Origin of the sequence: Vibrio sp. 10N.222.55.C7 (assembly GCF_041473335.1) — a bacterium.
Taxonomy (GTDB): domain Bacteria; phylum Pseudomonadota; class Gammaproteobacteria; order Enterobacterales; family Vibrionaceae; genus Vibrio; species Vibrio crassostreae_C.
Genome location: NZ_JBFRSC010000011.1, coordinates 1 through 9,741, shown reverse-complemented (window position 1 = coordinate 9,741; position 9,741 = coordinate 1). Strand labels below are relative to the sequence as shown.

Here is a 9,741-nt window from a genome sequence, read left to right as displayed (position 1 = left end):
AACACAGTGGACGTGGAGGTCTATGCATGTAGGAGTACGGGAGCTTCATGTCTTGACATCTTCGATACTGGTAGTGGGAAATTGTTTACAAATTCACCATCCAAAACGTTCCTAGATAGTAGAGGAGGCAGTACAAATAAAGGTTTTACACAAGAAATAGGAACTTCAGGTCCTACTGGGGATTTCTATATTTTCGATTGGAATAACGCAGATTCATTGTGTGACACATATAATTCCAAGAGTATTGCAGGACGAACCAACTGGCGTTTAGCTACTGTGAATGAGTTAAGGGGACTATTCAACACAAATGGAAATATGTTTACTGCTCGTGGCTGGGCAGTCAGGATAAATTACTGGACATCAACGTCTCGTGGTCCGGGCTATGCCAATATATCTCTCAGAAATGGTCACTCTGGGCTCACTATGCCGAGCGACGACTATCTTTACGCATCGTGTGTCTCTGTTCCTTAGCGGCAAACGTCTGAGTCTTAGATTTCTCTCTCAAAACCACCTACCTCGGTAGGTGGTTATATTAGTGATTTTAATAAAGTGCTTGGCAGGTACTTTAATACATTAGTTAGTTATCAAGATAAAACCTAGGCAGATAGATATTGAGATGAACTGGTAGTCTTCTTCGATGAAATAACCTACCAGAAGTGCCGAAGTATATTGATGATGTCAGCTAACTTAAATATCTTGGTTATACCTATTATTGGTATTGTTTCTGGATATTACCTTCTAAAAGAGGGTGTTTTAGGTTTTGACTTATTAGGTATAAGTTTTTTGTTGTCGGCAATTGCCATCTGTAGTGGATAAGGGCATTTGGCCAACAACATGCAGGGTGGTCGTATGGTTGTAATACTAGAAGTAATCCGCAAAGTCAGGATGTTCTATGGTTCGTAACTCAGAAGTGTCCAGCTTCGTGCTGACAGGGTAGATCACATTTTACCCGTGGCAGCTAGATTAGTAAAAACACTGACACGGTTTTGGTCCAAAGCTTGCCATCTTGATTTTGGGTCGAAAAATCCCGTAAGAAATTTCACTCTACATATAGTGTTAAGCGAGATCTAACTCTGAGATAATTTCTTGCAGAATGAGCTTGGATTCACTATCTAATCCTGTCAAAGGGGTTGGTAAACATGGGGATTCAGCATAGCCTAATATTTCTGCCGCACTGACCATCACCCTCATGGCACCGAGATTATCTGAGAACAATTGCCACAGTCTGTCATATCTTAGAGAGAGTTCTTTCGCTTGCGCAGGGGAAGAAATTTTGGCTTGCTTAAATAAGTATAGAGCGGTGAGTGGGAACAAACCTGCTAGGACGGAATACCAAACGTCACATCCTGCTTGAATGCCATTTGAAGCGAATACGTCACCACTAACTCCAATCGTTACATTGCCTGGCAGTAGTTTTCTGAGAGCTTGAACTCGGCATCCACCCTGATCTTCAAATTGCGCACCAGGGAACTTTATTGACTGCACCATTTTTAGCTTTGCAATCTCAGCATGGAGTTCGTGACTAAAGGTAAAATGGGTAGCAGCTGGGTTGTCGTATACACAGATAGGTACCGAAACGCTCTCCGATACACGTCGATAGAGTTCATAGACTTCTTCATCGAATAACCGATGATAAGAAATAGGCGCGAGTAAAAGACCTTTTACGCCGAGCTGCTCTGCTTGCTCAGCATTAGCAAGCACATCCCTTAATCGTAGCGACCCGATGCCAGCCAAGACAGGAATTTCTCCTGCCATTTCAACTGCTGTAGCAATCGCGTTATGTTTCTCTGATGCGTTTAAATACGGATATAAACCTGTTGACCCTAAGGCACATATAGAATCAACCCTTGCGTTAATTAAACGGCCAAGAATCTGACTATAAGCGGTCACGTCGATTCGTTCATCCGACATCGGGGTGATCGGGAAAGCACTGATTCCTTTAAATATCATAGATAAATTCCTTTCATTATGTGTGTTTACCGAGTGTTATGCGACCATAATGAGCCTATCGCAAATACATTAAACAGGATGGTAAAGATAGACAATGATCTGCACAGCCAAGACTGGACACCAAATTAAGTGACTTTCCATACCTGTAGTTATTCATGACTTTCTAATTTAGCAAAGGTACTGATTTATTTTTGTCCAGAAACTTCATAGGCTAAATTTTTATCCGTCACTTTTTATCTCGAAAGCCGTCAACAAAAGTAAGCTATTCCCAACGGATGAAGTGGCAGGGAAGACGATCTTCTTAGCGATCCAGGATGTCTCCGTACAATGGACGATTCCCATATAAGCAAATGGCGACAAGTTCTGAACCGCTTTATAATTATGTTCGAAGACCGATTAACTGCTTATAGGTAACCAGGGCAGTTACAAAGAATCCTTTATATATACAGGCTTTGGGGCTTTATCAATAATCGACTGCACAAATATATCAACGCATTCAGGCGTAAGTGGTAGGCTTAGTGATGGTTCGGTTATCTCAAGTTCCAGCAGCAGCGGCCGACCATTTTTACCTTCAATGAAGTCTAATCTCGCGTACAGAAGTGGTTGAGAAAGACCAAGATTGCTTTGTACTAACCTCAATATACGCTTCGCCAACGCCTTCTCTTCACTATTCGCTTCTTTTAGCTTGCGAAATTCCATGTCCGGCGTTTTAGTCTCACCACGTTGTGCGAGCAAAGGTTCCTTCTTAATCGCATGTGAGTACGTATGATCAAAGTAAATCATGTTCGTTTCACCATGCTCTTCAATCGTATGTAGGTATGGTTGAATAATGACGCCCTTACCTAGTCCTAATAGGTAACGCACATGCTGAGTTATTTTGTCTAAATCTTCGATGGACAGACGAATGACACCGAATGAATAGGCACCAACTGTTGGTTTAATCACGACTTCGTGAACTTTCCAGTAGTTATCTTGAAGATTAGCAACGGCTGCTTGAATCTCAGTTTCTGAGTAGATGATTTCTGTCGGGACAATTGGGACACCCTGCTTCTCGAGTTGTTTCAAATAACTCTTGTCTGAGTTCCATCTGATCACCGATAGAGGATTGAGCAGTACTGAACAATTTTCAACTTGTTGGCAAAATTCAATGAATGGCTCAATTTTCTCCATATAGGTCCACGGTGAGCGCAGGACAACCACATCATACATAGCCCAATCGTGGTTGGGGCTATCCCAAAATATCACATCAACTTCCACGTCAGTACGCTTAAAAGCGTCCAGAATATAAGGCATATCATAGTCGACAGCTAGGCTATCACTATCTGAGACTAAAGCGACTTTCTTTGTTGCGAGCATTTAACTATTCCTTTTACTACCAGGGAAGAAGGGATTCCATGTGAATAAACTGACCACTCACTAAGCTGTCAGCATCAAGTGCCACTTTTATCGCTGTGAGGGCTCCTTCTTTTGGGGTTAACATCCCATCGCCATCGTTTAAGTCGGTCTTTGTATAGCCGGGATGGATGCTATTTACCGTTATCGAGGTATCTCGAAGCTCATAGGCGAGGTGAGCAGTCCAAGAATTGAGGGCACTTTTTGAGGCACTGTACGCTGGTAGAGATTTAAATTCATCCGTGTATGCGTATGATTTGGTGTCACTATGTAACGTCACCGATCCCAATAAGCTCGATACATTGAGGATTTTTCCTTTCATTGAGCGCTTGAGTAAAGGTAAAAAGCTGCGGGTTACGTTTACCGTACCAAACAAATTTGTATTGAACGTTTCAAACCATTTTATGAGTGGTTGTTCAGACGGCGGTGTGCCATATTCTTCAACCCTTATTGCTGCGTTGTTTATAAGTATATCGACCTTACCAAACAAGGTTTCAACGATATGGACGGCTTCTTTGATAGATTTGTCGTCGGTAATGTCCATACATAAGCAATAGACTTCGATACCTTGGAGGTTCAGGTTAGCAGCAGCCTCTTTAATTGCTGCTGCTTTTCTACCAGCAAGCAGTACCTTATGACCTTGCTTGCCAAGTTCTGCTGCAATTTCAAAACCGATCCCTCTGTTTGCTCCTGTAATGAGCGAAATCTGTGAGTCTGACATTCAGCCTTCCTAGCTCTTAACTTTCATAAAGTGAGTTTGTTTCTTCCCTTCTATCAACTTTCCGACGACAATAATGAAACAAAGAGCCAGTAGAAGTGTTAGAAAACTGAGTATCGCCATCCAGTTACCGAAGCGCTGCGCTATGAATCCGGACGTAATTACAGGTATCGAAAATCCGACATAAGAATAGATGTACATGCCAGCCGTAGAGCTTGCCTTGTCGATGTTATGGTTACTCGTAAACTTAAGTAGCCCCGCCATATATGTGAAACCATAACTTGAAAGGCTAGTGCAACTGGCTCCGAAAAGAATGATCGTGATAGATTCATGATAGTAGCCAAGTGCTATGAGGCTAAACCCAAATACCGTAAAGAAACATCCCAATATTAGGCTTGAGTTTGGGTGCAAGCGTTTAGCAATGTGTTGAGTCAAAAAACCAGTGCAAATAGATAGGAAAACCATTAAGCCAGTCCAATCGCTTAAACCCATCTCATTGAGAAGTATTGGTACGATTGCGATGACCATACCCGTTGTAGCCCAAGCTAACATCATGCCTAAACCATACGACCACGTGTTGGTGGGGAAGCAAGGCAATGTAATGAGTTTGAGATTTGGTTTTATGGTTTGGTTGCTCGGCAATCGAACCAGCAACAACAACAACAAAGAAACGAGTAGAAATAGACTGAGGTAACTGTATGGCAGCACTGTCATGCCAGCTACGTTTAGGCTCACACTTGTCGCAAGTGCACCACTACCAAACCCCAACGACGTAGACGCGGCCACTAGCAACGTACCAAATTTTTGTTCTCGTTCATCAATAAGGTCGTATATATACGCTGAGACTGAGGTTGTGGTTAAGGCGGTAGCAACACCCAATAGCAGTCTTGCGACAAATAACGAGGTCCAATTTGGCTGAATGACGAGCAATGCCGTTGCCCCCGCACTTAACAATAGTGCAAGGAATATGGGTTGCTTCCTACCTACTTTATTTGAAATACCCCCTAGCATTAATAGAGTAGGCAATAGACCCAATACATAGGCAGCAAAGGCGATGGCGACCGCCGCGGGGCCCATGTTACTGTTTTCGGCATAAACACTGTAAAGAGGTGCTTGAAGGTTTACAGAGTAGGTCACACAGAACATGACCAACGCCAACACACTTAATGAAATTCGTTTTTCCATACGAGTATTCCTTTCGTTGATAATTATCGTTGATAGCGTTTACATGTCACGTGTACTATTAACATAAATCCAGTATTTAGAGGGTGAACTATGCATTACATTCAGCTGTTATAGACTCTTCGCTCCAAGTTGTAATAAAAGGGTCCGTTTCTTCATTACCAAGTTGATCAAACAACTCAGTAGACAAATATCTTTCTCCTGTATCTGGTGCCATTGCCAATATCACGCTTCCTTTAGATGCAGATTTAGCCACTTCTAAAGCTGTAGCTACCGTTGCCCCGGCAGAGATACCAACAAGAATGCCTTCGTGACGAGCTAAGTCACGTGCCGTCGTGATCCCCAAATTTCCATCAACAGTGACAAGGTTATCCACCACACTCTTATCCAGCACACTTGGTATGAAATCTGGGGTCCAACCTTGGATGGGGTGAACTTTCCATTGGTCCTTTGCGAGGATCTGAGCACCTTTAGGTTCTGGGACGACAATTTCAACCTCCGGTCGTGCCACCTTCAGCATCTGTCCAATACCCGTAAGAGTTCCGCTTGTACCAAAGCCTGTGACAAAGTAATCCAAACGCTTACCAGAAAAATCACTGAGTATCTCACTTGCTGTCGTTTCACGATGATAAGCAGGGTTAGCTGGATTATCGAACTGGCGGGGTCTGAACCATCCATTCTGAGCTGCAAGCTGGTCGGCAATTCGATTACCGCCGCTACTACCTTGTTCACTTGGGAACAAGATGACTTCACCACCGTAAGCGCGAATTAGCTTCCTGCGTTCTAGCGAATATCCATCCCCCATTACGGCGATAAATTTGTATCCTCTGGCTGCGGCAACCATGGCCAAGGCAATTCCAACATTACCTGAAGTGCATTCAATAATTGTGTCGTCTTTCTTGAGCAAACCTTTTGTTTCAGCGTCTAACACGATTGAGAGTGCAAGCCTATCTTTGACTGAACCAGCTGGGTTGAAAGACTCCACTTTGACATAAACCTCGACTCCCTTTGGAGCAAGATTGTTTAGTTTGACAATTGGAGTGCATCCAACAGTTTCTGTTATTGAGTTATATAAAGGCATCTACGTTCTCTCGTTAGTTTTTATTTGAAGGGACACAGTCTTGGTCGTTTCACACTAGCTTCTTGCAACTGATACTGACGCCATTCGAGGTTTTCTTCTTCTCCATAAAACCCCAACTCAGTTGGCATCACTCCGTTGTTGTATTTTTTGACACGATTTCGAATACGCTCTCGAGCCTGCCTGCCACCTTTCGTTTCACCATTAGCGACCATGTCAAAGACCTCCCTTGCGTTAATCACAAAATTAAGGCGTGAGCCGAGATTCCGATTTCTAAGCACTTGATGCTTGTCTGAGCTCATGTTGATAAACAGTTCGACACCATTAAAGCAGTATGTCCATTTAGATGCCTCGGGGTCGATAGGTATATGCCTAGGCCATTGAGCGACATCGTGCTCATGCGTCCAATTTAAGACTTCCCAACCAAGCTTGTGCGGTGCCATTGAAAGTGAAAGGTCCGGAGAAAAAAACACCACTAATGGCGAGAACATACGCTTATTAACTGGAGTGGAATTCAACATGTCCGTATAAGCAATCAGTCCATGCAAAAACGGGTAGTAAGTGTTGTGTTCATCCGACTCACAAAACAGCACTTGGATAGTCTTAGAGTTCCACGCTCTGCGGCTAAACAGGCAAGGGAACTCAGGGGGCGCTGACTCTCTTACTGAATTCTTCCCACGCTTCCTTCTTCCAGTTTGAAAACTGATTCAGTTCTTGCAACAGTTCTGCATGTGTATACAAGGTTTTATGTTGCTCATTAGGCGCAAGAGCCGCAGGGTTAGTTTTGATGATTTCCATGACTTAAACTCTTATTTTTTTTGAATAGCGCATCCACGGCTTGAATGATGAGATCTAGTCCTTCTGTATTGGCTACTGACGAGTGGCTATCTGCACAGAACTCAGCAAGTTCTAAGCCCATAATTTGGTTGTTAGGAAGTGACTCGAATAGATCCAATAATTGGGCGACTTTCAAGCCTCCCTCGACTTTGAAGTCAGCGGAAATCTGCCCCGGGTCCATAACGTCCCAATCCACATGAACCCAGACTTTGGAATCACCAATGAATTTGATGACTGACTCTGGCGTCAGAGTTGAAGGGGGAAAGTGCATGAGACCTGCATTATTAACGTTGTTAAGTTCTTTTTCATCGATGTCATGTACGCCAATTAAAGCAACATTATTAGGTTTAACTCCCGCGCCAAAACCGCTATCCCACAGGCCGCATGTAGCAGCCAATACCATCCCGCCGAGATAACCGGTTTCTGTCGTTTCAGGGGTATTAAAGTCACTGTGTGCATCGATCCATAGGACCTTTATGTCAGGAAAAGTCGATGCAACAACGGGCAGTGTCGCTAAGCTCGCTGAGCAGGTATTTGATGCAAATAGGACAGGGCTATCGCCAGTGGCTAGTAAATGGGAGATTTTTGTCTGCAACAGAGCGAGGGTCTTTCGAGATTCCTGGAGTGCAACACTCCAATCATCCGATTTCGTAGGCGATCGTTGCCCTACGTAGTTAGGTGTAATGTCATAATATAGAGCAAGTTTATTTGCTGTGAGCTTTGCGCCCTCGAGCATACGATCTGCTCTGTCCGCGACACGTCCTTGAGAGCAGAGTATTTGAAAAGGCATTTAGAAAGACGTCAATATATTAAATATTAAAAATGAAGTCTTTTTATAGCTCAGCTAGATAAATATAAAAAAATAATAATGATTATTTATTATCAAAATAACTTTCAATATTAATTGAATTAATAAAACCCCATATATTATAAGGGTTTTTATTGACTTTCCGTATTCTCGTTTTAACGTGTTGTAGGTGAGTAAATTTGGCCACTAGGCTAGAGGTTTTACAAGACCTTAAATAATTCATGAAATATTAATTTAATAAAACGTGTAACTCAGAAATGTCCGTGCGACCTGGAGTCGTATGAAACGTTGTTCACCACGAAGGGTGAACCATCTGTACTACCAGATGCCCCTAGGAGCCTGAATAAAGAAGCGGCTCTGACAATGTAACGAAGCTTGGTTGTTGACTGAGCTGGAAGAATCGTTAGAGGACGTTCCTCCTGACAACCACAAGTCGGGTGAGTGCTAGGGGGGCAATATGATGAATATAATGAATCCATTTAAGGCGCGTTATATGATGAAGCAGCGGAAGTGGTTAATACGCTGTAGCCAAAAGGCAACGAGAGTCGGGAAGAGATTGGACATTACTCTTTCGTGGTCATTGCACTCTCCGCACCATTGTGGGCATCTAAGTTGACATTTTATGCGGCATACGGAACAGGGCAAGCCTGTATATCTCCCTATGGGAAAGCAGCCTGTAAAGGTTGCCGATAGGTATGCAGGTAAAGGAGGTTAGAAAAAGCGAATGCTACTTTGTAATGAAGTAGATACAGGTTATATCTGGCGCGAAAGCGAGCTGACTTCTAACTGGTCTCCCGTTGCGAGATAGCTTGAAGAACTTTATTAAAGAAGAAAAACAAATGATGATTTCGAATAAAATCAGTGCGTCTTCTGACAGCGAACCGTGGTTTCTTATTCATTAAATGGCCATTGGGGCAGTTTTAAAGTTTTAAGTGTGTATCGCAAAGGTAATTTTGTTACTGGGTGCTTAACGAGGCCTTTGTGGAGGCTTGAGCCGTATGCAGTGAAAGTTGCACGTACGGTTCTGAGGAGGGAGGCATCTGGGAACAGGTGCCGCCTATCCGACAGAGGCGTTTTAGCGATAATCGCCGTTAACTGTAATTTCGTCATTTTTAGCCTGTATTCTGGAGTTAAAGTGCTCCTGGATAAGAGTAACTTGGCGTTCATGTAAAAACAGTGTGTTCAAATCTACACCCCTTTCAAGAGGGGCGTTTTTCATCGATAATTTAGGCTCTTAGCGAAAACAAATAGTAATCGGGAAGTATTCCAAAAAATGCCCCTGTATTTTCAATTTTTCACCACACAGCCAAGTTAAAAGATTTTCGCTTCTTAAGCTCAATAAGCCATGAACCAAAATATTTTTCGACCGACTTATCTTTCCATAAAATTGACCTTGCGGCATGGATAAATAGCGTTCTCAGTTCTTTATTTCCTCTTTTTGATATTCCAAGTAGCGTTAACTGGCTTTGTTGCGTAATTCAATGGAACTAAATCAAGAACCTACGATCTGATCAGCTACGTTCACTACTTCTCGTAGCTCTATGCCTAAACCTCTTTACAAAACAACCAACTGGAAGCAATACAACCAATCACTCATTAACCGTGGCTCTCTGACCTTTTGGATTGATGAAGAGGCGATAGCGGGTGGGCGCAAAGCAAACAGAATAAGCGCGGTAGGCCACGTCGATTCAGTGATTTAGCTATCACGACAGCACTCATGGTGAAACGCGTGTTTTCTATGCCACTGAGAGCGTTGCAAGGATTTATCAACTCGAT

At 43.0% G+C, this 9,741-nt stretch carries 10 protein-coding genes and 2 pseudogenes; 3 read left to right on the top strand and 9 right to left on the bottom strand.

Annotated features, from left to right (window positions below; genetic code table 11):
- Positions 1-6: 6 nt before the first annotated feature.
- A complete protein-coding gene (locus tag AB4482_RS04135; protein WP_339385035.1) occupies positions 7-471 on the top strand; it encodes a DUF1566 domain-containing protein in 465 nt (154 codons plus the stop codon).
- Between the two features lie 585 nt (positions 472-1,056).
- Here the strand turns inward: AB4482_RS04135 and AB4482_RS04130 are convergent.
- Positions 1,057-1,950 (bottom strand): dihydrodipicolinate synthase family protein, encoded by an 894-nt coding sequence (locus AB4482_RS04130; RefSeq protein WP_017100374.1) that lies wholly within the window; start codon positions 1,948-1,950, stop codon positions 1,057-1,059.
- 235 nt (positions 1,951-2,185) lie between these two features.
- On the opposite strand from AB4482_RS04130, the pseudogene AB4482_RS04125 reads away from it, so the two are divergent.
- Positions 2,186-2,364, top strand: a pseudogene (locus AB4482_RS04125) (IS256 family transposase); the annotation flags it as partial.
- A gap of 9 nt (positions 2,365-2,373) precedes the next feature.
- Here the strand turns inward: AB4482_RS04125 and AB4482_RS04120 are convergent.
- The 8 genes from AB4482_RS04120 to AB4482_RS04085 all read right to left on the bottom strand — a co-directional run bounded on the left by AB4482_RS04120 (position 2,374) and on the right by AB4482_RS04085 (position 9,371).
- A complete protein-coding gene (locus AB4482_RS04120; RefSeq protein ID WP_017100375.1) occupies positions 2,374-3,306 on the bottom strand; it encodes a RimK family alpha-L-glutamate ligase in 933 nt (310 codons plus the stop codon).
- Between the two features lie 16 nt (positions 3,307-3,322).
- Positions 3,323-4,063, bottom strand: a complete 741-nt coding sequence (locus AB4482_RS04115; protein WP_017100376.1) for an SDR family NAD(P)-dependent oxidoreductase — start codon at positions 4,061-4,063, stop codon at positions 3,323-3,325.
- 9 nt (positions 4,064-4,072) lie between these two features.
- The gene (locus AB4482_RS04110; protein WP_017100377.1) at positions 4,073-5,245 is read right to left on the bottom strand and encodes an MFS transporter; all 1,173 of its coding nucleotides are present in this window, start codon (positions 5,243-5,245) and stop codon (positions 4,073-4,075) included.
- 88 nt (positions 5,246-5,333) lie between these two features.
- Positions 5,334-6,323: a cysteine synthase A gene (cysK, locus tag AB4482_RS04105; RefSeq protein ID WP_017100378.1), complete on the bottom strand. Its 990-nt coding sequence runs from the start codon at positions 6,321-6,323 to the stop codon at positions 5,334-5,336.
- Between the two features lie 20 nt (positions 6,324-6,343).
- Positions 6,344-6,913 (bottom strand): YqcI/YcgG family protein, encoded by a 570-nt coding sequence (locus AB4482_RS04100; protein ID WP_240798337.1) that lies wholly within the window; start codon positions 6,911-6,913, stop codon positions 6,344-6,346.
- Positions 6,914-6,962: 49 nt separating this feature from the next.
- Positions 6,963-7,118, bottom strand: a complete 156-nt coding sequence (locus tag AB4482_RS04095) for a hypothetical protein (RefSeq protein WP_017100380.1) — start codon at positions 7,116-7,118, stop codon at positions 6,963-6,965.
- Positions 7,099-7,893 (bottom strand): arginase family protein, encoded by a 795-nt coding sequence (locus tag AB4482_RS04090; RefSeq protein WP_017100381.1) that lies wholly within the window; start codon positions 7,891-7,893, stop codon positions 7,099-7,101. The genes AB4482_RS04095 and AB4482_RS04090 overlap by 20 nt, the downstream gene beginning before the upstream one ends.
- Positions 7,894-9,260: 1,367 nt before the next feature.
- Positions 9,261-9,371: a hypothetical protein gene (locus AB4482_RS04085; protein WP_371695879.1), complete on the bottom strand. Its 111-nt coding sequence runs from the start codon at positions 9,369-9,371 to the stop codon at positions 9,261-9,263.
- A 135-nt stretch (positions 9,372-9,506) separates the two neighbouring features.
- Here AB4482_RS04085 and AB4482_RS04080 point away from each other — a divergent pair.
- Positions 9,507-9,741 (top strand): annotated as a pseudogene (locus tag AB4482_RS04080) (transposase); the annotation flags it as partial.